This is a genomic window from Mannheimia granulomatis (genome assembly GCF_013377255.1).
Taxonomy (GTDB): domain Bacteria; phylum Pseudomonadota; class Gammaproteobacteria; order Enterobacterales; family Pasteurellaceae; genus Mannheimia; species Mannheimia granulomatis.
Map to the genome: position 1 here is coordinate 70266 of NZ_CP016614.1, position 22984 is coordinate 93249.

The window sequence follows — 22984 nt, forward strand, 5'->3', positions numbered from 1 at the left end:
CTTGAGTGCTTTTGTTCACTCAAGATTTTTTAACTACTCAGACTTTCTTTCGAAAATCTCTCAGTTTTTCAGCTTGTTTCTCAATTTTTAAAGAACATAAGACAATGGCTTTCGCCTATCATCATACCTAAAATTGCAAATTCCTCGGTATTTTTAACCGCTTGCAACCTTAGGTATGATGATTGGTGGAGATAAGCGGGATCGAACCGCTGACCTCCTGCGTGCAAGGCAGGCGCTCTCCCAGCTGAGCTATATCCCCAATTTCATCTTCCGTTTTCTTCACTCATAGTCGCTTCGCTTTCGCTTGCCTTCTGAGTGGTGGGTCTGAGTGGACTTGAACCACCGACCTCACCCTTATCAGGGGTGCGCTCTAACCACCTGAGCTACAGACCCAACGGATGACCTTCGGTTTTGTCTTCTAATTTCATCTATCAAACAATCTGTGTGAACACTTGCTGTCGCTCTAGCTCCACCTCGCTCTCGCTTAGCTTCACCCTTGATTTTTGGTAAGGAGGTGATCCAACCGCAGGTTCCCCTACGGTTACCTTGTTACGACTTCACCCCAGTCATGAATCATACCGTGGTAAACGCCCTCCTTTCGGTTAAGCTATCTACTTCTGGTACAACCCACTCCCATGGTGTGACGGGCGGTGTGTACAAGGCCCGGGAACGTATTCACCGCAACATTCTGATTTGCGATTACTAGCGATTCCGACTTCATGGAGTCGAGTTGCAGACTCCAATCCGGACTTAGACGTACTTTCTGAGATTCGCTCACCATCGCTGGGTCGCCGCCCTCTGTATACGCCATTGTAGCACGTGTGTAGCCCTACTCGTAAGGGCCATGATGACTTGACGTCATCCCCACCTTCCTCCGGTTTATCACCGGCAGTCTCCTTTGAGTTCCCGACCGAATCGCTGGCAACAAAGGATAAGGGTTGCGCTCGTTGCGGGACTTAACCCAACATTTCACAACACGAGCTGACGACAGCCATGCAGCACCTGTCTCAGAGCTCCCGAAGGCACACTCGCATCTCTGCAAGCTTCTCTGGATGTCAAGAGTAGGTAAGGTTCTTCGCGTTGCATCGAATTAAACCACATGCTCCACCGCTTGTGCGGGCCCCCGTCAATTCATTTGAGTTTTAACCTTGCGGCCGTACTCCCCAGGCGGTCGATTTATCACGTTAGCTACGGGCACCAAGCTCAAAGCCCAATCCCCAAATCGACAGCGTTTACGGCGTGGACTACCAGGGTATCTAATCCTGTTTGCTCCCCACGCTTTCGCACATGAGCGTCAGTACATTCCCAAGGGGCTGCCTTCGCCTTCGGTATTCCTCCACATCTCTACGCATTTCACCGCTACACGTGGAATTCTACCCCTCCCTAAAGTACTCTAGACTCCCAGTCTGAAATGCAATTCCCAGGTTAAGCCCGGGGATTTCACACCTCACTTAAAAGTCCGCCTGCGTGCCCTTTACGCCCAGTTATTCCGATTAACGCTCGCACCCCCCGTATTACCGCGGCTGCTGGCACGGAGTTAGCCGGTGCTTCTTCTGTAGTTAACGTCAATTGATTGTTCTATTAAAACAATCACCTTCCTCGCTACCGAAAGAACTTTACAACCCGAAGGCCTTCTTCATTCACGCGGCATGGCTGCATCAGGGTTCCCCCCATTGTGCAATATTCCCCACTGCTGCCTCCCGTAGGAGTCTGGACCGTGTCTCAGTTCCAGTGTGGCTGGTCATCCTCTCAGACCAGCTAGAGATCGTGGGCTTGGTGAGCCTTTACCTCACCAACTACCTAATCCCACTTGGGCTCATCTTATGGCAGGTGGCCAATAGGTCCCACCCTTTAGTCCACAGACATTACGCGGTATTAGCTACCGTTTCCAGTAGTTATCCCCCTCCATAAGCCAGATTCCCAAGCATTACTCACCCGTCCGCCACTCGTCAGCATTAGTACAAGTACTAATCTGTTACCGTTCGACTTGCATGTGTTAAGCCTGCCGCCAGCGTTCAATCTGAGCCATGATCAAACTCTTCAATTCAAAAAGTTTAATCGCTCAATATGTACTGACATAAAAATCACACTTTAATAAGTCAACTTATAAGTAAACTTAAAAAAGTTTAAATGAATTTCTAGTTAAGCACCTATTAAGACTTCAAAATTAAAAAATATTTCTAAAATCAAGTCAATCAACAAGTGCCCACACAGATTGTCTGATAAATTTTTAAAGAACAAAATAAAACGACGCACTGCAATCTAAACAAACCGTTCACAACAGCGCGTCGTTGTGTGATGTGCATTATAGAGCTTTTTGCAAACGTTGCAAGTGGTTTTTTAAAAGTTTTTCTCGAATGTGTTATTTTTCATCAAAAACAAACTTTAAGTCTAAATATTCAGCACAGAAAGCTCATTAAACCCCCATTGCTGCATAATTTTTCGTTTAATATCTAAATCATCCGCTTCAATAGTACAAAACGCTGTATTTTTTAGATTTGAAAAACCGTTATTTTCAGCCTTACTTTCTCTTTCCAACAAACTTACTACTCGCTTTGCAATGCCTATTCCTGGATCAACAAAGTGACGAATATTAGGTAATAACTGCCGTAATTCTTCTTTAACTAATGGAAAATGTGTGCAGCCTAAAATAACGGTATCCAACTTAGGATGATTTTGCCATTCCCGTACAACAGCTTGCAAACGTTGCAAATTAACCTTTCCCGTTCTCTGTTTTTCTTCTACAATCTCCACCAAATCGGTAGAACCTATTTTCTCAACCACACAATCTTTCGCGTAAGTTTCTATTAACTCAGATACATAAGGGCGAGTAACCGTACCTTTAGTCGCCAGCAAACCTATTGTTTTGGTTTTTGATATTTCTGCAGCCGGCTTGATAGCGGGAACTGTTCCGACAATCGGTAAATGAAATTTTTCACGCAATGCAGGAAGCACTACTGTACTTGCAGTATTGCAAGCCACTACTACCATATCAAGCGGTTGTTTTTCTGAAATTTTTTGCACAATTTTAACCGCTCTTTGAATAAGAACTGATTCAGTTTTTTCTGAATAGGGAAAAAAAGCATTATCAAAACAATATAAATAATGTGCATGAGGTAATACTTTACGGATTTCATCATAAACCGTTAAGCCACCCATGCCCGAATCATAAAGAAGAATTGTTGGTTTCATGGTGATCTAGCGAATAAAAAGTTGGCAAAATGCTACCCTTTTCTGATTCTACATTCAAGTCATCTATTCATTTAATTTAACCTCTCACCAACTTAAATAATCAAGCGGTCAATCTCTTACTAATTTTTACTAGACATCACTTTACAAAGTCGCAATAATCAGCCTGTTATCATTCACTTAGGAGAAACAGGATGCAACAATTTAATACACAAGAAATCGGTTGGATTGGCTTAGGTCAAATGGGCGAACCTATGGTAAAGCACCTATTAAACCATGGCGTAAGAGTGGGTGTTTATAATCGCAACTCGGCAAAAGCAGAGCAAGTTGTTGCCACTGGTGCAATCGCTTATCCTTCTGTGTTGGAATTAGTGAAAGCTCACGATGTGATTTTTTTAATGATTGCAGATTATGCCGCAGTTCAGCAAGTCTTAAGCCCTGAAGTGTTAGCTGAGTTAAAAGGTAAATTAGTGGTGAATATGAGTACCATTTCACCAACTCAAAACCAAGCCGTTCAAGCACTTTTAGCCCAACATGGTGCAGAATTTGTGGAAGCACCGGTTTCCGGCTCAAGCAAAGTAGCTGAGGCAGGTAAATTATTGGTACTTTCTGCGGGTAAAGAAGAGATCGTTGAGCAATTAAAACCTTTATTTGCTGCCTTTAGCACTACTACTTTCTACTATGGTGAAGTAGGTAAAGCAGGCGGTATCAAATTGATGATCAACTCGTTATTGGGTATTTTTATTCAGGCGTATGGCGAGGCGTTAAATTTTGCCGATCAATATGGCTTACCAAAAGAACAAGTGATTGAAATGATTTCCGGTTCATTTATGAATAGCCCTATTTTCCAAGCTAAAGTACCAATGTATTTGGCAAATGAATTCCCGCCAGCATTTATGATGAAACACATGACTAAAGATTTTAATCTAGCAAGCGAAGAAATCGCAAAATTAGGTAAATCATTCCCGCTAATTGAGCAAGCAACCAAAACTTACAATCAAGCCAACGATTCAGGTTTAAGCGAAGTTGATATGGCTGCAATTTATCAATATCTGGCAAAATAAAATAAAAAATCGGTTGGTGTAGAGCCAACCGATTATTTCTATAAATAAGGGAAACTTTCTAAAAACAACTCTTTAATTTCAAGGGAAAACCCATTGATTTCATACACTCCTCGGCGAGCAAACAAACCGTTTTCGGCTTGTGTCCATTCTAATGTCTTTCTGAGAGGATTTTGGGAAAACAGCCATAACCCAATCGGTTCATTGCCGAGTTTCGGTACATTTTGGGCAATATTTTCAATGGTTGATTTCGGCACAAGGGTTTGGGCGAAGATCCAGTTTGTGGTGCCATCTTTTAATAACACTTCACGCAACCAATATTTCTCATTACAAGCGGTCATATTTTGTGAATTTTTTGCAATCCACTGTTCTTGCACCACTTCCACATTAAAATCAATAGCCACTTCACACAGTTTTTGCGTTAAAGAGCCACGATGTAGTAACCATTGTTGTTGGGAAGGAGAAAGTACCTCCGGGTTTGTTTGCCACGCTGATTCTGAAAAAACTTGGCGATATTCAAGATAATGATCCATTGTGATTTGTAAATTTTTTGCCATTTTCGACCGCTTGCGAAAATTGAGCGAATAAAAAAGGTAAATTGTATGCTTACAATTTACCTTTTTGTCTTTTATTTTAAAAGATTATTGTTGAATTAATTTTCTCGCAGCTTCAACCACTACTGAAACAGCTTTATGTTCGGTATCGTGAATCGTTGCTTCGTTTGGAATCTCTTGTTGTGTGCGGTTTACAATTACCCCGGCAACCATTCCGGCACGTAAACCCAGTGCAGAACACATGGTAAATAAAGTAGCTGACTCCATTTCAAAATTCATCACATTAAGATCTTGCCATTGCTTTAATGAACCTTGGAAATGACGGTAAATTTTACCGGTGAAAGTGTCATAGCGTTCTTGGCCGGGATAGAATGTATCCGATGATGCCGTGATCCCGACATAAGGTTTAACACCCGATTCTACCGCAGCCGCATAAAGTGCATTAGTGCACTCAAAATTTGCCACTGCAGGATATTCCATCGGTGCAAAATGCTGGCTTGCACCATCTAAACGCACCGCCCCTGTAGTAATTAAAATATCCCCGACATTAATATGTTCTTGGATAGCTCCTGTTGTGCCGATACGTAAGAATGTGCGAACACCTAATTGAGCTAACTCTTCCACACAGATAGAAACTGAAGGACCGCCAATTCCGGTTGAGCAAACCACGACCGGCTCACCATCTAAATATCCTAACCATGAGGTAAACTCGCGAGTAGATGCTAAAAACTCCGGATTCTCCATTTTTTTCGCAATACGCTCGCTTCGTGCAGGGTCACCGGGAACAATTGCAATTTTTGCCCCTTTTAACATCGCTTTGGTTAAACCTAAGTGAAATACTTCAGACATATTATTATCTCCTTAATCTTTTCCAAATGAAAGTAACCTCATTCTACCCCAGCAAGCGGTTGATTTACGAAGATTTTTTGCAATCAATGTTGGTTTTTGTGAAGCAGATCAAAGGCAAACGATTTCTTTTGCTTTCAATAAATTCTTCTTTATTCCCAAATTAATCTTCCTCCCCAACCTTCAACACTCTTCTCTGAACTAAATTTCACCATTTCTTTTACAAACTGATACGCTTGCTCTTTATTAAAGAAAAAAGGTGCTTCAAAGAAAACATTAAGACCACCGATGTATTTAGCCGGATCTAAAATATAATTTACACTAATTGCCTTTGTACAAACGCCTTTAACGCCAAATTCTTTTAGTTTAGCGTAAACATTTCTATCGTTGTGAATACCAGAATACCAAGCACTGCTTATAAACCTTGCCAGCTCAGCCGTCATAAAATAGCAATTTGTATCAATATGATTATCTGCAACTCCGCTAATATTCATCACACATTCTGTTTCATTTATTTGAAACGGAAACTCAAGTGGCTCTCCATAACCACGAGAATAGTCACCAATAGACTCCATGGTATCAACACATATAAAATTACCATCAGAATCATAAAATTTACGTAACGCATAAGCATAACCGGATTGATGCTCAATCAATGCATTTACACCAGTTTCGACATGATTAGGTTCAAACCAATTATCATCATCAAGAAAGCAAACAATATCTTCTTTTATTAAAAATGGAGCAATCGCATTGATACTACTATTCGTCCAACCGTTTGCTCCCGTATTCATAGGCAGATAAGTAACCGTCAAATTGTCAAATTTATTTAAAATATCGGCCGCTTGTTGGTGGTATTTCTCGCCATCAACAAATATATAGTGTTTACAAGGGTATGTTTGGTTTTGCACACTAAAAATAGCGCGCTCTAATTCAATTCGACCAACAGTTGAAGTAATTACTGCAACTGTAGGTTTAGTTGATTGAGTGACACTCATACTATTTCCTTAAGACCATTAAAAAATTATTTTTATTTATTTGTAAATTTTTATCTAAATTCAACCGCTTGTATTGGAATATTAAGGGATAATCTCGCGTAAGATCGGATTTTGTAGAGAAATCAACGTTTCTGTCGATTGAATTTCATCAATTGATTGAATTTTACCAGCCAACACGCTGTGTAATTCCTCAATGGTATGAGTCATCACTTTAATAAAAATGGAATAGTTGCCTGTAGTATAGTAAGCCTCAACCACTTCATCAAATTCACTCAGCTTTGCGATGACCTTATCATAATCTTTTGCCGATTTTAGAATAACCCCAATAAAGCAGCAAACATCATATCCAAGCTTACGTTCATCTACAACAATTTTAGTTGATTTAATTACTCCGGCTTGTCGCATTTTTTCTACACGAACATGAATAGTCGCAGCACTTACACCAAAATTTTTTGCCATTTCCGCGTAAGGTACCCGTGCATCTTTAATCAACCAACGTAAAATTTGCTGATCCAGCTTGTCAATTTCCGCTCTAATACTATTTTTAGTGTGCATTTTTTCTTCCCAAACTCTAATTAATTAAATATTTTATAATAAAATCTTTATTTTTTTAAATAATATTTAACACAACAGCTTTTTTATTTAATGAATATTGCATTTTTTCGAGATTTCTTTAAATTAGCACCTATCGTGATTGCATTAAACACGAGAGATAAAAATCAACACTCTTTATTTTAGGAAAGCAAAATGAAAAAATCATTTATCTTACAACAACAAGAAATCAGTTTTGTTAAAAACACCTTTACACAATATTTGATCGATAAACTAGGTATTATTGAGGTGCAAGGCCCAATCTTAAGCGAAGTCGGTAACGGTATGCAGGATAACCTTTCCGGTATCGAAAAAGCCGTAAAAGTTAATGTGAAATGTATTCCAAACTCAACCTATGAAGTTGTTCACTCTCTGGCAAAATGGAAACGTCATACTTTAGCTCGTTTTGGGTTCAAAGAAGGAGAAGGTTTATTTGTGCATATGAAAGCACTACGTCCTGATGAAGATTCATTAGATCGTACCCACTCTGTATATGTAGATCAGTGGGACTGGGAAAAAGTAATCCCTGAAGGTCGCCGTGATTTTGCCTTCTTAAAAGAAACAGTAAATGAAATCTATAAAGCAATTCGTTTAACTGAATTAGCGGTAGAGGCCCGTTTTGATATTCCATCAGTGTTACCAAAACAAATTACTTTTGTGCATAGCGAAGACTTAGTACAACGCTACCCAAATATGACAAGCAAAGAGCGTGAAAATGCAATTTGTAAAGAATGCGGTGCGGTATTCTTAATTGGTATTGGCGGAAAACTATCTGACGGTAAAGCTCATGATGGACGTGCGCCGGATTACGATGACTGGACAACCGAATCAGAGCAAGGCTATAAAGGATTAAACGGCGACATTCTTGTTTGGAACGAAGAATTAGGTACTGCATTTGAATTATCTTCAATGGGTATTCGTGTAGATGAAACAGCCTTAAGATTACAGGTATCAATCACTGGTGATGAGGATCGCCTAGAAATGGATTGGCACAAAGATTTATTAGCAGGTAAATTACCTCTTTCAATCGGTGGCGGTATTGGTCAATCACGCTTAACTATGTTCTTATTACGTAAAAAACATATTGGTGAAGTACAATCAAGCGTATGGCCAAAATCAGTATTTGAAGAGTTTGAGAATATTCTTTAATGTAACAAGGCGAACAAATGTTCGCCTTTTGTTTTTGATACAAGCGGTTATATTTTGCAAAAAATTTGCAAATTTCGACCGCTTGCAAAAAACAAAACCCCACTAGTGTGGGGTTTTTCATTAGTTAACGTTTATTAGCCAATTTGGTTTTGGTGAGTTCGTAAACTCGCAATTTGGCAATTTCTCGAGCTAACTTAGCCGTCATATCAGCTGTATTAGCTTTATCAAGAGTTTCTTCGACCTTACGTTTCGCCGCCAGAATACGTTGTTCATCAAGCTCATCACCACGAATAGCAACATCAGCCAATACGGTAACAACGGTAGGTTGCACTTCAAGGAATCCACCTGAAACATAGATAAAATCTTCTTTACCATCTTCAAAAGTAAATTTTACCATACCCGGTTTGATTGCGGTTAAAAGTGGTGTATGACCTGCATACACCCCTAATTCACCGGCAACCCCTGAAACCCGTACACTTTTAACGAGACCTTCAAAGATTTTACGTTCTGCACTCACTACTGTGAGTTCAAATTGAGATGCCATTTTGTTCTCCTTTTTTTAAGAACAATTACATCTGTTTTGCTCTTTCGATCACTTCATCGATTGAACCCGCCATATAGAACGCTTGTTCCGGGATATGGTCGTATTCGCCTTCTAAAATGCCTTTAAAGCCACGGATGGTTTCTTTTAATGGAACGAATTTGCCCGGCACGCCGTTAAATACTTCCGCAACGTGGAATGGTTGTGAAAGGAAACGTTCAATTTTACGCGCACGTGCTACAAGACGTTTGTCGTTTTCTGAAAGCTCGTCCATACCTAAGATCGCAATGATGTCTTTTAACTCTTTATAACGTTGTAATGTACCTTGTACACCACGTGCTACGTTATAGTGCTCTTCACCAACCACGAGAGGGTCTAACTGGCGAGAGGTTGAGTCAAGTGGATCTACCGCAGGGTAAATACCGAGTGATGCGATGTTACGGCTTAATACTACTGTTGAGTCTAAGTGGGCGAAAGTTGTTGCCGGAGACGGGTCAGTTAAGTCGTCCGCCGGAACGTAAACCGCTTGCACCGAGGTGATAGAGCCGGTTTTGGTTGAGGTAATACGCTCTTGTAATACACCCATCTCTTCTGCCAATGTCGGCTGATAACCTACTGCTGATGGCATACGGCCAAGAAGAGCCGATACTTCTGTACCTGCTAGGGTATAACGGTAGATGTTATCCACGAAGAACAGAACATCACGACCTTCATCACGGAATTTTTCCGCCATGGTTAAGCCGGTTAATGCCACACGCAGACGGTTGCCCGGTGGTTCATTCATCTGACCATACACTAACGATACTTTGTCTAATACGTTAGAGTCTTTCATTTCGTGGTAGAAGTCGTTACCTTCACGAGTACGCTCACCTACGCCTGCAAATACAGAGTAACCGCTGTGTTCGATAGCGATGTTACGGATTAACTCCATCATATTTACGGTTTTACCTACACCCGCACCACCGAACAAGCCAACTTTACCCCCTTTCGCAAATGGCGCGACAAGGTCGATAACTTTGATACCGGTTTCTAATAATTCGGTACTGTTTGCTTGCTCTTCGTAGCTTGGTGCTGCACGGTGAATCGTCCAACGCTCTTCTTCACCGATTGGACCAGCTTCATCAATAGGCTCACCTAATACGTTCATAATACGACCAAGGGTTTTAGTACCAACCGGTACTTCAATCGCTTTGTGGGTATTTGTGACGATCAAGCCACGTTTTAAACCATCAGATGAACCGAGTGCGATACAACGAACCACACCGCCACCTAATTGTTGTTGAACTTCAAGCGTTAAGCCTGTTTCAACTTTTAATGCATCATAAACTTTTGGTACTGCATCTTGCGGAAACTCAACATCGATTACCGCACCGATGATTTGTACAATTTTTCCCGTTGCCATTACCGTTCCTCTATTCTGTGTTAAATTGCAGCGGCACCCGCAACAATTTCATTTAATTCATTCGTAATACTTGCTTGACGAGCTTTGTTATACACCAACTGTAATTCATTAATGAGGTTACCCGCATTATCAGTCGCTGCTTTCATCGCAACCATTCGAGCTGCCTGTTCGGAGGCAAGATTATCTACAATCGCTTGATACACTTGTGATTCTAAATAGCGAACAAGTAAGCTATCTAATAATGCTTGCGGACTTGGTTCGTAGATATAATCCCAAGAACCTGTTGTCGCAAGTGAATCATCTTCAAGTGCTGGCAATGGAAGTAACTGCTGAACAGTCGGTTTTTGTGACATCGTATTGACAAAGCGGTTGAAAACCACGTGCAATTCGTCAATCTCTCCATCACGATAGGCTTGTACCATTGTATTAATGATACCAACCAAATCTTCCATTGCCGGCGCATCACCCAGCCCATTAATATAACCTTTAATCTCCAATCCCATCGGATTAAAGAAAGCAGCAGCTTTATTTCCAACTAAACCAAGTTCAGCTTTTATGCCTTTATCGTCTTGTGTTTTTAACTCATTTAAGACCGTTTTAAATAAGTTGATATTTAAGCCACCACATAAACCACGGTCGGTTGAAACGACTAAATAGCCAACTTTTTTTACCGTCCGAGCTGTCAGGAATGGGTGTTTATAATCAATGTTTCCTTTGGCAATATGGCTGATCACCTTACGAATGTTTTCTGCATATGGGCGAGAAGCCGTCATACGCTCTTGGGTTTTACGCATTTTAGATGCGGCAACCATTTCCATCGCTTTGGTAATTTTTTGCGTATTACGAACACTTGCAATTTTGGTTCTTATCTCTTTAGCACCTGCCATATTTTTTCTCCGCTAAAAAGTTAGATTACCAAGCACTGTTCTTTTTGAAACCAGATAAAATTTCATTTAATTTATCTTTGATTTCATCATTGAAATTACCCGATTTTGATAATTCCTGCATAAATTCGCCATAATTGCTTTGTGCATAAGCTAATAAGTTAGCTTCAAACGAACCTACACGTTCAACAGGCACATCATCAAGGTAACCATATTCTGCCGCAGCTAGAGATAAACCTAGTTGTGCTACAGACATTGGCTCAAACTGTTTCTGTTTAAGTAACTCAGTTACTTTTTGACCGTGTGAAAGCTGTTTGCGTGTTGCTTCATCAAGATCTGATGCGAACTGTGCGAATGCCGCTAATTCGCGGTATTGAGCAAGTGCAGTACGAATACCACCGGCTAATTTCTTAACGAGTTTAGTTTGTGCAGAACCACCTACACGAGAAACCGAGATACCCGGGTTTACCGCAGGGCGGATACCCGCATTGAATAAACCGGATTCTAAGAAGATCTGACCATCGGTAATCGAAATTACGTTGGTTGGAACGAATGCCGATACGTCACCCGCTTGAGTTTCGATGATCGGTAATGCGGTTAAAGAACCTGTTTGACCTTTTACAGCACCATTAGTGAAACGTTCTACATAATCTGCATTTACACGAGATGCACGCTCTAATAGACGAGAGTGGAGGTAGAATACGTCACCCGGGAATGCTTCACGACCCGGTGGACGGCGTAAAAGAAGTGAAATTTGACGGTAAGCTACCGCTTGTTTCGATAAATCATCGTAAACGATTAGCGCATCTTCACCACGGTCACGGAAGTATTCACCCATCGCACAACCTGCGTATGGTGCAAGATATTGCAACGCGGCAGATTCAGACGCGGAAGCCACAACTACGATGGTATTTTCTAACGCACCGTGTTCTTCTAATTTACGCACCACGTTTGCAATCGTTGAGGCTTTTTGCCCAATCGCCACGTAGATACATTTAATACCTGAATCACGTTGGTTGATGATCGCATCAATCGCTAATGCGGTTTTACCGGTTTGACGGTCGCCGATGATAAGCTCACGCTGACCACGACCGATTGGTACCATTGAGTCTACCGCTTTGTAACCGGTTTGAACCGGTTGATCAACCGATTGACGGTCAATAACACCTGGTGCAATTACTTCGATTGGTGAGAAACCGTCATTTTGGATTTCACCTTTACCGTCGATTGGTTGACCAAGGGTATTCACCACACGACCTAATAAGCCACGACCAACTGGCACTTCTAAAATACGACCTGTGCATTGTACTTGCATACCTTCTGCTAAATCAGCATAAGGACCCATTACAACTGCACCAATAGAATCTCTTTCTAAGTTTAATGCAATCGCATAACGATTGCCTGGTAATGCAATCATTTCACCTTGCATTACATCAGATAAGCCGTGGATACGAATAACCCCGTCACTTACTGAAACGATTGTCCCTGTGCTTTGAGCTTTACTCACCACATTAAATTGGGCAATACGCTTTTTAATCAATTCACTAATTTCAGTTGAATTTAGTTGCATTTTTTATTCCTCTTACAAGCTCAACTCTTGACTCAAGCGGTTTAGCTGTCCACGACTACTACCATCAATAACAACATCATCATAACGAATAATGACACCCGCAATTAACGAACTATCTACCGATGAAGTAATACGTACTTTTGTTCCGAGTCGCTTTTCCATCGCGTTAGCAATTTTAGTCTGTTGTGCATCTGTTAAATGATTTGCAGAAATCACTTCAACATCTTTCACAGCTTCGTACTCTGCACGTAACTGTAAAAACGCACTTAATACAGCAGGTAATACCGCTAAACGTTTATTCTCTGCCATAACGCGAATGAAATTTTGCCCATATTGATCCAGTTGCTCACCACAAATATTGATAAATGTATCAGAAATCTGACCGCTTGCAAGTGATGAACCGATAAAATCAGCAACCTGCGGATTCTCGGCAACAACAGCAGAAAACTCCAGCATATCCTGCCATTTATTCAACTGACCTTGTTCTAAAGCAAAATCGAAAGCTGCTTTAGCATAGGGGCGAGCTACTGTGCTTAGTTCTGACATCTGCCCCACCTTTTTATAGTTCTGCAACTAGCTTATCAATAATATCGTTGTTCGCTGCAGCATCCACTGAACGACCGACAATTTTTTCTGCACCGGCAACAGCCAATGCCGCGACTTTTTGACGAAGCTCTTCTTGAACACGTTTACGCTCACTTTCAACTTCTGCATAACCTTGTTCAATAATACGTTGACGTTCCACTTCAGCTTCTGCTTGTACAGACTCTAAAATTTCATTACGACGTTTTGTTGCTAAATCAATAATATTTTGTGCTTCTTCTTTTGCTTTGAGGATTTCTTGATCCGCCGCAGCTTTAGAATCTGCTTGTTCTTGTTTCGCTTTTTCAGCAGATGCAAGTGCGTTAGCAATGTTTGCTTGACGCTCCTCAATCGCTCTAATTAGCGGTGGCCATACAAACTTCATACAGAACGCTACAAAAAGTGCGAATGCAATCAGTTGGCCAATTAGTGTTGCATTTAAATTCACAACGCCCTCCTAAAAGTCGGTTAAGTTATTCTATTGAATAACGGGTAATCAAATCCCGACTTATTTCAATAAATCAATGAACGGGTTTGCGAAAATGAATAGTAAAGAAATACCTACAGCGATCATCGCGATAGCATCTAAAAGACCAGCAACGATAAACATTTTAGTTTGTAAGCTTGATGCTAATTCAGGTTGGCGAGCTGATGACTCTAAGAATTTACCACCTAAGATTGCAAAGCCAATAGCTGTACCAAGTGCAGCAAAAGCTAATAAAATTGAAGCACCAATAATTGTTGCTGTGATTACTGATTCCATAATGTTCTCCATTAAATTGAGGAATTAGCCCGAAGGCTGAGGTTGTTAATAAAAATATAAATTCAAGCAGTCAAATCTATGTAAAAAATACAAAAATCCTACCGCTTGTAAGGTTAGTTTAATGATCCGCTTTGTTATAAGCAATACTCAAATAAACAATCGTTAGCATCATAAAAATAAAGGCTTGAAGCGTAATAACTAAAATATGGAAAATAGCCCAAACCAAGTGCAATGGAATACCTAGCGCTTGTAACGCAAAGTTATCAGCCATATACATTACTGCAATAAGGATGAAAATTAACTCACCTGCATACATATTACCGAACAAACGGAAAGCCAATGAAATAGGTTTTGCAAGCAAAGTTACTGTTTCAAGAATAAAGTTTACCGGAATAAAAGCCCAGTGATTAAACGGGTGTAATGTGTATTCTTTTACTAAACCACCAAAACCTTTTGATTTAACGGTATAGAATAAAATTAACGCAAATACACAGATTGACATCCCCAATGTTGCACTAATATCTGCGGTTGGAACAGCACGTAAGTAGTGAATACCGAACAGATTTGCTAACTGAGGTAAGAAATCGACCGGTACTAAGTCAATCGCATTCATAATAAACACCCAGCAGAAAATAGTTAATGCAAGAGGTGCAATCATATTACGAGGACCGTGGAAATTATCCTTAACTAAGCCATCTACCCATTCAATGACAATCTCAACAAAACACTGTAATTTACCAGGCACACCTGTAGTAGCATTTTTTGCTACTCGAGAGAAAACCCATAAGAAAATCACACCTGCCACTAAAGAGAAGAAGAGAGTATCTAAATGTACTGCCCAAAAGCTATCGCCTGTAGTTAAAAAACTCAAGTGATGGCTAATGTATTCTGCTGTAGTTCCAGCCATAACCTATCCTTTAAAAAACAAAATTAATGGTGACGTTTGCTTAATACAAACGGGATTATATTATTTAAAAATAATGCGATAAAATAACCTGCAAAAAACAAAACAAAATCTAAATTTGGAATGAGCTTAAAACAGACTATTATGAAAATAATAGTGACCAACCATTTTAGTCCTTCACCACGATAGAAAGAACTCATTTTTGTCCGATCTTTTGCAGAATTTCTAAAGAAAACCCAATACACAAAAACAATATGTGGCACAAAGCTAGAGATACCACCTACAAGAAAAGAGATACTGTTATAATCTCCTTTCCATAAAAAAAGAGTGAAAGCCAAAACTAACATAATTCCAGCTTCAATTCTTAATGCTTTGAGATATTGTGATTTTGCTTTATTGATTACAGCAGACACTTTTTATCCTTTTTGAAGTTAAATTCGACAATCAGGCTAACCATTAGCCACTGTTGATCAATGAAAATCCAACAGAAATTATACCTTACAAATCAATAGTTGCAACCCAAAAACCAGATAAAACGAGGCATTCTTCACATTTTTGAAAAAAACTCCAATTTTTTGTAAGAATTACGATAAATTATTTAAAAAAATAGCCAAAATAGTTTATATTTATAACCAAAACTAAAAAGCTGCACTTTATACTTAAACATAAATGAATTACTGACCAAAAGAATAGATATAAGGAAAATATTATGATTAAAATGAATGACTTAGTAAATAAAACAAATACTCCAAAATCAACCATACTCTACTACATAAAAGAAGGTTTATTACCCGAACCATACAAAGATAAGCCTAATTTTCATCTTTATGATGAAAGTAATATAAAGCTATTGGAGTTTATCAAATACCTACAATCAAACTTTAATGTTAGTATTTCGCAAATCAAGTCGCTATTTTCTCATCCTAATTTTGATAAAAACAACCCTTACGAAAGCTTGATTCACTCCTTATCATTAATTATGGGGGCAGAAAATGAAATTTTTGAGCCAGAGCAGCTTTGCTACGAATTTAAGATAAGTGAGCAAACACTTAATAATTACGTAGCACAAGGATTATTAAATCCTCGTGATGGAATTTTCACCAGTAAAGAGCGTGAAATTTTAAGTATTATCAGCCATTGTAATGCAACAGAATTAAACCTACTACAAGCCTATATTGATGTAGCCAAACAACTGGCACAATTTGAAGTCAATATTACCTTAGAAGGCTTATCTAATAGTGAGCAAAAAGATAACAAACTAAAACATCTTTTTGATATTTTACTTGTACTTAAGCCTTATGTTTTCAATATGGAAACATTGAAAACTTACCAAAAAATGACTAAATAATAAACCACCGCTCACTTTGATAGTAAGCGGTTATTTTTTAACTAAATTTCGCAAAATTTATTAATTTTATGAAGCAACACTTTACAGTTTTACAAAGATAAGTAAAATATCCATAAAAATAACTCTTAAAAGGGACTTTCTATGTTAAAACTACTGAAAATTACAGGTTTTATTCCTTACTTAGCTATAGCATTCCTTAATGCTAGTGTAGATCTGGCGCATAAAATCACCATCCAAAATATTTTATTAAAAAGTTTTGAAGGCAACACACTAGTAATTTTAACTGCCATTATTAATGCGATGATTTTATTGCCATTTATCTTGTTATTTTCACCTTCTGCATGGCTAAGTGATAAATTTTCCCGAACTAAAGTCATTCGCATCAGCACGGTAGCTGCGGTGATTTTAAGTAGCTTTATCTGCTTATGTTATCTTTTCGGTCAATTTTATTTTGCTTTTGGGCTTACACTTTTACTTGCTATTCAAAGTACCATTTACTCACCGGCAAAATACAGTATCATTAAATCGATTGTCGGCACCGAACACTTAGGTATGGCAAACGGTATTATTCAAGCCTTAACTATTGTAGCAATTTTATTCAGCTCATTTGCTTTCTCATTTTTCTTTGAATTTAATTACACTGTATCAAACTCTCCAAACACCATCATAGAAAGCGTTTCACCTATCGGGATTGCACTTGTTATATTAAGTATTCTTGAAATGTTGTGTGCTTTCCGCCTCCCTCACTATCCGCAAGCGGTAGAAAAAGAGGAAAAATTTGCAATTCAAAAATACCTTTCGCTTGGTTATTTGCAAGACAACATCAAAGAGCTACGTAAAAACAAAAATATTTGGCTAAGTATTATTGGACTAAGCCTGTTTTGGGGTGTATCTCAAGTCTTGATATCTGCATTTCCGGCACATTATAAAACCACCTTTAACACAGATAACGCTTTGATTATTCAAGCTATTTTAGCAACCAGTGGGATAGGATTAATTATTGGCTCTTATATCGCCGGGCGCTCTTCTAAATTACACATTGAGCACGGTATTGTACCAATAGGTGCTTTAGGGATTTTCCTCTCACTCCTTTACCTCTCTTTTTCCCAAAATCAATGGTTGATAACTCTTTGTTCATTTAGTTTCGGTATTTTTGGTGGATTATTTATTGTGCCACTCAATGCTACTATTCAATATTTTGCACCGGAAAAAATCAGCGGCAAAATTATGGCTGGCAATAACTTTGTGCAGAATATCGCAATGGTCTGCTTTTTAATATTAAGCATCATCTTTGTAGAACTTAGTATTTCAACTACAGGATTATTCTTTTTTGCCTCTATAGTTTGTTTAATCGGCAGTTTCTATGCCATTTTACAATTACCCCATTTATTCACCCGTTTATTGTTATTACCGATCTTAAAAACCGGCTACCGTTTCCATGTGGAGGGATTAAAAAATCTACCACAAAGCGGCGGGGTATTAATGTTGGGTAACCACATTAGCTGGATTGATTGGCTGGTACTACAAGCTGCCAGCCCTCGTGCTATTAAGTTTGTGATGTTCCGCCCTATTTATAACAAATGGTATCTAAACTGGATATTCCGTATTTTCAAAGTTATTCCTATTGGAGCAGGAGCAAGCAGAGAAAGTATTCAAACTATTCGCCATTACCTTGAGAAAGGAGAAGTAGTAGCCCTATTCCCTGAAGGTCATATTAGCTATAACGGACAAATAAATGAATTCAAAAAAGGTTTTGAGCATATTTTAGAAGGCTTAGAAAACGTGACTACCGTGCCTTTTTATTTACGTGGGCTATGGGGTTCAAGCTTCTCATGAGCAAATAATCATTACAAAAATCTCAGTAAAAAAGGGAAACGTGATGTATTGGTTGCATTCGGTAAACCCATTAAAGGCTTTATCAACTCAACAAAAATGAAACAAAAAGTGATTGAGCTTTCCTATTCTGCATGGAATAACTTTATGAACCGCCAAAAGCCACTAACACATCACTGGCTCGGTTCAGCCAAAGCGAATCTATTTAAAACCACTATTGTTGACGCTCAAGGTACAAAACTGAATAACGCTCAATTTATTACCGCAGTTTTACTCTTTGTGAAATCATTAGAGAAACAGCTGAAAAATGAAAAACATATTGGAGTGTTGCTTCCAAGTTCAGCAGCAGGCTCAATAGTCAATATGGCATTAATGGTTTTGGGAAAAGTCCCTGTTAATCTAAATTACACGCTAAGCCAAGAAGTGATGGAAAAAGCGCTAGCTAAAGCAAATATAAAAACCATAATTAGCTCTGACAAATTCATCCAAAAATTGGCAGAAAAGGGGTTTGATTTTTCAACCTTGTTAGCAGATAAATTACTTTATGCCGAAAATATTGCCAAGCATACCACCAAGTTTGCAAAAAGCCGTATATTTTTGACCGCTTGTATCACCCCTCAATGGTGGATAAAAGCCCGTTATTTCAAATCGGTTGAACTAAACGATACGGCAACAATTCTATTTAGTAGCGGCAGTGAAGGTGCTCCAAAAGGCATTGAATTAAGTCATAAAAATTTACTCACTAACATCAAACAGGTAAGTGAATTACTCAACTTTCAAAAAGAGGATGTCATCTTAAATTCATTGCCTATTTTTCACTCTTTCGGCTTAACGGTAACGACATTATTACCACTCTGTGAGGGAATAAAAATGGTCAGTATTGCAGACCCAACAGATGGTGCGACTATCGGTAAATTAAGTGCTAAGCACAGAGTATCTATTTTATTTGGCACATCCACTTTCTTCCGCTTATATGTACGCAATAAAAAACTTCACCCATTAATGTTCCAAAATGTGCGAATGGTGATAGCCGGTGCGGAAAAATTGAAAACAGACGTAAAAGAATCATTCAAAATGAAATTTGGTCTGGATATATTAGAAGGTTACGGCACAACTGAAACCGCTCCTGTTTCAAGTGTGAATATGCCGAATATACTCGATCCTGACACGCTCAAAGAGTTTACCTTTAGTAAAGTAGGCTCAGTCGGAATGCCGCTACCCGGCACTATTATCAAAATAGTCGATCCTGAAACATTAGAAGAGCTTGCAGCAGGCGAAGATGGATTAATTCTTATCGGAGGCGGACAAGTCATGAAAGGCTATCTTAATGATGATGAAAAAACAGCTGAGGTAATAGCAGAAATTGATGGAGAAAGATACTACAAAACAGGCGATAAAGGTCATATTGATGAACAAGGGTTTATCACAATTGTCGATAGATATTCCCGTTTCGCTAAAATTGGCGGGGAAATGATTAGCCTTGGCTCGGTAGAAGAAAAACTGACTCCACTTTTCAACGATGAAACAACTTTGGTTACTACAACAATTAGCGATGATAAAAAAGGCGAACGCGTTGTTTTATTGATAAAAACGGAATTAGAGTTAGAGGAAATCAAAGAAAAGATTAAATTTTCAGGCTTACCGCCAATTATGCAACCAAGCGAAATATTTATCGTTAAAGAAATCCCGTTACTTGGATCAGGTAAAGTGGATTTTAAAGGGGCGAAAATATTGGCTCAGCAGTTATCTATATAATTTTTAATAGATAGCCCTAATATACAAGCGGTCATTTTCTGTGAAAAATTTGCAAAATTTTCAGGAAAAATGACCGCTTGCTATAATAAAAAAGTCGCAACATTGTCGCGACTTCCTAGTAAATAAAATAACTTTTATCAATTAACGATATGGTTGATCTAAAGGCACTTCTGCATCAGGTTCATGAGTAATACGGTTACGTAAATCGCGGCGAATAACCTCAATTGTCCAGAACCAGAAAATATGACCGACTAATTCAGAAATATGCTCATATAACGGCCATTCAGCCACAGGTGGAGTTAATCCCAATGCCGGGAATGTAATATAGTGAACAAAAATATTAGCGATAAGACCCGCACCAATACCTTGCCAGAACTTAATTTTAGGGAATATTTCCGCAACAATACAATATCCGATCGCAAAAACTAATGAGAAAATCATGTGAGTAACACCAATCCAGTTGAATGCATGATCAGCAAATGTAAATGCAGCTTCTGTTGGGTCAATGCCAATATAATCACGTAAAAATACGTGTGGCGGATTTAAAAAGGCACGCGAACATTCTTGTAATGCAATTGTTTTCGCCGCCACTTGATCTGCTGCTGCATTCATTGCATCTAAAACAGGTTGTGGACAAGCTGCTGTAAATAAATCAAGTGGGCTACGTGGAGGAAACGGATGTTCTGCTCCCCATTTTACGAATGCAGAAATAGTACCAGCAATAATACCGATAAAGGCAGCTAAACCATAACGACGGCGATTTGGATTAGTTTGTTGAAAAATACTCATAATAAAATCCTAATTTGAGTGAATAATAGTGTTGTGTTAATACGCCATTTTTGAAATGACATTTCAAAAGGCAAATACTATTTTGAAGACAATTAATTTAAATTGCAAATTAAATAATTAAAAAGAGTTAACTTCAAAGAAATAGATAACATTTTATTTATATTTAATCTTTTTACTTTTTATTTATTTAACAAATAAACATTTTTACAACAAAAAAACACCTTGAAAGTTAATTATATCAAGGTGTTTGACTATTCTATTAAGGTTTAATATATAAGCTATAAATACTATTTTTGAAGTACGACTAAATGTCTTTCTCCAATTAATTCAGGGACTTCAAGTTGAATTACATTCACCAACTTTACCGGTTTTTTAACTGACTGAACCTCTAGCTCATCATAAATGCCTTTTAACGCATAAAACTTGCCGTTTTCACTCGGTAAGTGGTAACACCAATTCACCATATCGTCAAGAGAGGCAAAAGCTCGACTAAGTACACCATCGAATCGTTGTTCGTCATATTCTTCCACACGGCTAAGTATAGGGGTAACATTTCGAATCTCTAACTCACGCAGAGCATTTTTAATAAATGTGATACGCTTACCTAAGCTATCTAATAAGACGAATTGCTTATCCGGATTAATTATCGCAAGCGGAATACCTGGTAAGCCCGGGCCGGTACCGACATCAATAAACTTATCACCTTGTAAATGTTGGCTTACTACCAAACTATCTAAAATGTGTTTTACCAGCATTTCATCCGGGTTGCGAACAGAAGTCAGATTATAAGCCTTATTCCATTTATCCAGTAACTGCACAAAGCCGACTAACTGTGCTTTTTGTTGATCGGGTAACTGAATATTCGCTTGGGCTAACAAGCGGTCTAATTTAGCTAACATTTTACAAATTCCTTCTTTATTTGTGATAGAAAATCCCCAAGATAGTTTGTAAATTTTACCGAAAAAACGACCGCTTGTCCGCTGTTACATTTCTTTCACTTTCCCCTATATCTAGTATTCTGCGATTAATCTAACCCTCCGATAAAACCATTTTCCCTTAGGGCATCTATCATTCCTCGAATCAAATAAGATTGAGAAAAATTTGGAATATAGATTCTTGCCCTTTCTTCCAGTGGCAAAATAAATCCTCTCTCAACCATCTTTTTTATCTGATAAGTACGTTGATTAGCCGTCAAGTGTGGAAAAATTATGCCTATATCTCCTGCCTTAAATTCACTATTCACAACTGAAAAACGCAAAATTTTCGCTTCATCCTCATTAATAAATTGTCTTTTTTGAGAATATTGGATCGCTGGTAGCAAGATTCTTTCATTTAAGAATTTTTGGCTGGTTAACTTATCGACTTTCTGCAACTCCCTTGAGATGCCCGACAGAACATAGGTACACCATTTTTCTAAATCTTCAGGCGTACCGTTATCTGCAACAGATAACATCTCATAATAGCGATTTCTGTCGCTACAAAAGACAGCTGTCGGATTCAATACCCGCCCTCCGGCCTGCACATTAAAACCATATTTAACCAATAAAGCATAAGTCAACAAGCGTACTGTGCGGCCATTGCCATTACCAAACGGATGAATCCAACCGAAACGATGATGTGCCAAGGCTATTTTCATTAAATCATATTTTGGCTTGTCATTATTATTGATAAATTCGACTAACTCCTGCATATAATTAGGCACTTGAAGAAAATCAGGCGGTATATGGTTGGATTGTGCAATAGCAACTTTATGTTTACGATACTCTCCCGGGGTTTTATCTCCTTCCCTTGTCAAGCTCATTACGGTTAACGCGTGTAATTCACGAATAAAATACTCACTGATAGGCTCTCCAGCTTGTAAATGTTCATCAATGAATCGCATTGCGTTTTCAATATTACGAATCTCTTCTAATTGCTCAGAAGGACTTGATTGATTATCCAAATGGTTTTCCACATAGTCTGCTAATGTAGTGTGATTCCCTTCAATCCTAGCAGACCCCAAACTTTCCAGCATATGGAAAATGCTTTTTAGCTGCATAAAAATGACAGGATGCACATCACCAATTAAACGAAGTGTGCGTAATTTCTCTAATTCAGTGAGTACATCAATCAAATCTGAGTCAAAACGAGGATTTAGTAATTGTAATGGAAAATCTTGAAATGTTGGCTTCATTATCTTGAATATCTCCGTTTACAGCATTGTGAATCATAAAATAAAAACGATA

The 22984-nt window shown here is 38.6% G+C and carries 20 protein-coding genes, 2 tRNA genes, 1 rRNA gene and 1 pseudogene; 4 read left to right on the top strand and 20 right to left on the bottom strand.

Going from position 1 to position 22984, the window contains the following annotated elements; all coding sequences use genetic code 11:
* Positions 1–183: 183 nt before the first annotated feature.
* The 4 genes from A6B41_RS00350 to murI all read right to left on the bottom strand — a co-directional run bounded on the left by A6B41_RS00350 (position 184) and on the right by murI (position 3192).
* A tRNA-Ala gene (locus A6B41_RS00350) sits at positions 184–259 on the bottom strand.
* 57 nt (positions 260–316) lie between these two features.
* Positions 317–393: transfer RNA gene (locus A6B41_RS00355), tRNA-Ile, on the bottom strand.
* A 114-nt stretch (positions 394–507) separates the two neighbouring features.
* Positions 508–2047: ribosomal RNA gene (locus tag A6B41_RS00360) — 16S ribosomal RNA — on the bottom strand.
* A 344-nt stretch (positions 2048–2391) separates the two neighbouring features.
* A complete protein-coding gene (murI, locus tag A6B41_RS00365) occupies positions 2392–3192 on the bottom strand; it encodes a glutamate racemase (RefSeq protein ID WP_027073529.1) in 801 nt (266 codons plus the stop codon).
* A gap of 191 nt (positions 3193–3383) precedes the next feature.
* Here murI and A6B41_RS00370 point away from each other — a divergent pair, with 191 nt between their 5' ends.
* On the top strand, positions 3384–4253 hold the full coding sequence (locus A6B41_RS00370) for an NAD(P)-dependent oxidoreductase (RefSeq protein ID WP_027073528.1): 870 nt from the start codon (positions 3384–3386) through the stop codon (positions 4251–4253).
* Between the two features lie 38 nt (positions 4254–4291).
* Here the strand turns inward: A6B41_RS00370 and A6B41_RS00375 are convergent, their stop codons facing one another.
* The 4 genes from A6B41_RS00375 to asnC form a co-directional block, all read right to left on the bottom strand.
* The gene (locus tag A6B41_RS00375) at positions 4292–4783 is read right to left on the bottom strand and encodes a chorismate--pyruvate lyase family protein (protein ID WP_027073527.1); all 492 of its coding nucleotides are present in this window, start codon (positions 4781–4783) and stop codon (positions 4292–4294) included.
* A gap of 108 nt (positions 4784–4891) precedes the next feature.
* Positions 4892–5653, bottom strand: coding sequence for a uridine phosphorylase (gene udp, locus A6B41_RS00380; RefSeq protein ID WP_027073526.1), 762 nt, complete (start codon positions 5651–5653; stop codon positions 4892–4894).
* Positions 5654–5802: 149 nt separating this feature from the next.
* On the bottom strand, positions 5803–6648 hold the full coding sequence (locus A6B41_RS00385; protein WP_032847119.1) for a glycosyltransferase family 2 protein: 846 nt from the start codon (positions 6646–6648) through the stop codon (positions 5803–5805).
* Positions 6649–6729: 81 nt separating this feature from the next.
* Positions 6730–7203, bottom strand: a complete 474-nt coding sequence (gene asnC, locus A6B41_RS00390) for a transcriptional regulator AsnC (RefSeq protein WP_027073524.1) — start codon at positions 7201–7203, stop codon at positions 6730–6732.
* Between the two features lie 192 nt (positions 7204–7395).
* Here asnC and asnA point away from each other — a divergent pair, with 192 nt between their 5' ends.
* The gene (asnA, locus tag A6B41_RS00395) at positions 7396–8388 is read left to right on the top strand and encodes an aspartate--ammonia ligase (RefSeq protein ID WP_027073523.1); all 993 of its coding nucleotides are present in this window, start codon (positions 7396–7398) and stop codon (positions 8386–8388) included.
* Positions 8389–8512: 124 nt separating this feature from the next.
* Here asnA and A6B41_RS00400 read toward each other — a convergent pair whose 3' ends face one another.
* The 9 genes from A6B41_RS00400 to A6B41_RS00440 form a co-directional block, all read right to left on the bottom strand.
* Positions 8513–8932, bottom strand: coding sequence for a F0F1 ATP synthase subunit epsilon (locus A6B41_RS00400; RefSeq protein WP_027073522.1), 420 nt, complete (start codon positions 8930–8932; stop codon positions 8513–8515).
* A gap of 25 nt (positions 8933–8957) precedes the next feature.
* Positions 8958–10331: a F0F1 ATP synthase subunit beta gene (atpD, locus tag A6B41_RS00405; protein ID WP_027073521.1), complete on the bottom strand. Its 1374-nt coding sequence runs from the start codon at positions 10329–10331 to the stop codon at positions 8958–8960.
* Between the two features lie 20 nt (positions 10332–10351).
* The gene (atpG, locus tag A6B41_RS00410; protein WP_027073520.1) at positions 10352–11218 is read right to left on the bottom strand and encodes a F0F1 ATP synthase subunit gamma; all 867 of its coding nucleotides are present in this window, start codon (positions 11216–11218) and stop codon (positions 10352–10354) included.
* Between the two features lie 25 nt (positions 11219–11243).
* Positions 11244–12785 carry a F0F1 ATP synthase subunit alpha gene (atpA, locus tag A6B41_RS00415; RefSeq protein ID WP_027073519.1) on the bottom strand — a complete coding sequence of 514 codons (1542 nt, stop codon included), beginning with the start codon at positions 12783–12785 and terminating at the stop codon, positions 11244–11246.
* A gap of 12 nt (positions 12786–12797) precedes the next feature.
* The gene (gene atpH, locus A6B41_RS00420) at positions 12798–13331 is read right to left on the bottom strand and encodes a F0F1 ATP synthase subunit delta (protein ID WP_027073518.1); all 534 of its coding nucleotides are present in this window, start codon (positions 13329–13331) and stop codon (positions 12798–12800) included.
* Between the two features lie 13 nt (positions 13332–13344).
* Positions 13345–13815, bottom strand: a complete 471-nt coding sequence (gene atpF / locus A6B41_RS00425; RefSeq protein WP_027073517.1) for a F0F1 ATP synthase subunit B — start codon at positions 13813–13815, stop codon at positions 13345–13347.
* Between the two features lie 60 nt (positions 13816–13875).
* Complete coding sequence (gene atpE / locus A6B41_RS00430) at positions 13876–14130, bottom strand: F0F1 ATP synthase subunit C (protein WP_005599073.1); 255 nt, start codon at positions 14128–14130, stop codon at positions 13876–13878.
* Between the two features lie 118 nt (positions 14131–14248).
* Entirely contained in the window at positions 14249–15037 is a 789-nt protein-coding gene (atpB, locus tag A6B41_RS00435) for a F0F1 ATP synthase subunit A (protein ID WP_027073516.1), read from the bottom strand.
* Between the two features lie 23 nt (positions 15038–15060).
* The gene (locus A6B41_RS00440; protein ID WP_027073515.1) at positions 15061–15447 is read right to left on the bottom strand and encodes an ATP synthase subunit I; all 387 of its coding nucleotides are present in this window, start codon (positions 15445–15447) and stop codon (positions 15061–15063) included.
* Positions 15448–15743: 296 nt separating this feature from the next.
* Between A6B41_RS00440 and A6B41_RS00445 the strand changes: the two genes are divergently transcribed.
* Together A6B41_RS00445 and A6B41_RS00450 are read left to right on the top strand one after the other, a co-directional pair.
* Entirely contained in the window at positions 15744–16382 is a 639-nt protein-coding gene (locus A6B41_RS00445) for a MerR family transcriptional regulator (RefSeq protein WP_027073514.1), read from the top strand.
* A gap of 141 nt (positions 16383–16523) precedes the next feature.
* A pseudogene (locus A6B41_RS00450) lies at positions 16524–19970 on the top strand (acyl-[ACP]--phospholipid O-acyltransferase).
* A gap of 141 nt (positions 19971–20111) precedes the next feature.
* Here A6B41_RS00450 and A6B41_RS00455 read toward each other — a convergent pair.
* From A6B41_RS00455 to A6B41_RS00465, 3 genes are all read right to left on the bottom strand, one after another.
* On the bottom strand, positions 20112–20759 hold the full coding sequence (locus A6B41_RS00455; RefSeq protein WP_027073513.1) for a YagU family protein: 648 nt from the start codon (positions 20757–20759) through the stop codon (positions 20112–20114).
* A gap of 287 nt (positions 20760–21046) precedes the next feature.
* Complete coding sequence (gene rsmG / locus A6B41_RS00460; RefSeq protein ID WP_027073512.1) at positions 21047–21658, bottom strand: 16S rRNA (guanine(527)-N(7))-methyltransferase RsmG; 612 nt, start codon at positions 21656–21658, stop codon at positions 21047–21049.
* A gap of 125 nt (positions 21659–21783) precedes the next feature.
* Entirely contained in the window at positions 21784–22932 is a 1149-nt protein-coding gene (locus tag A6B41_RS00465) for a Fic family protein (RefSeq protein ID WP_027073511.1), read from the bottom strand.
* Positions 22933–22984: the final 52 nt, after the last annotated feature.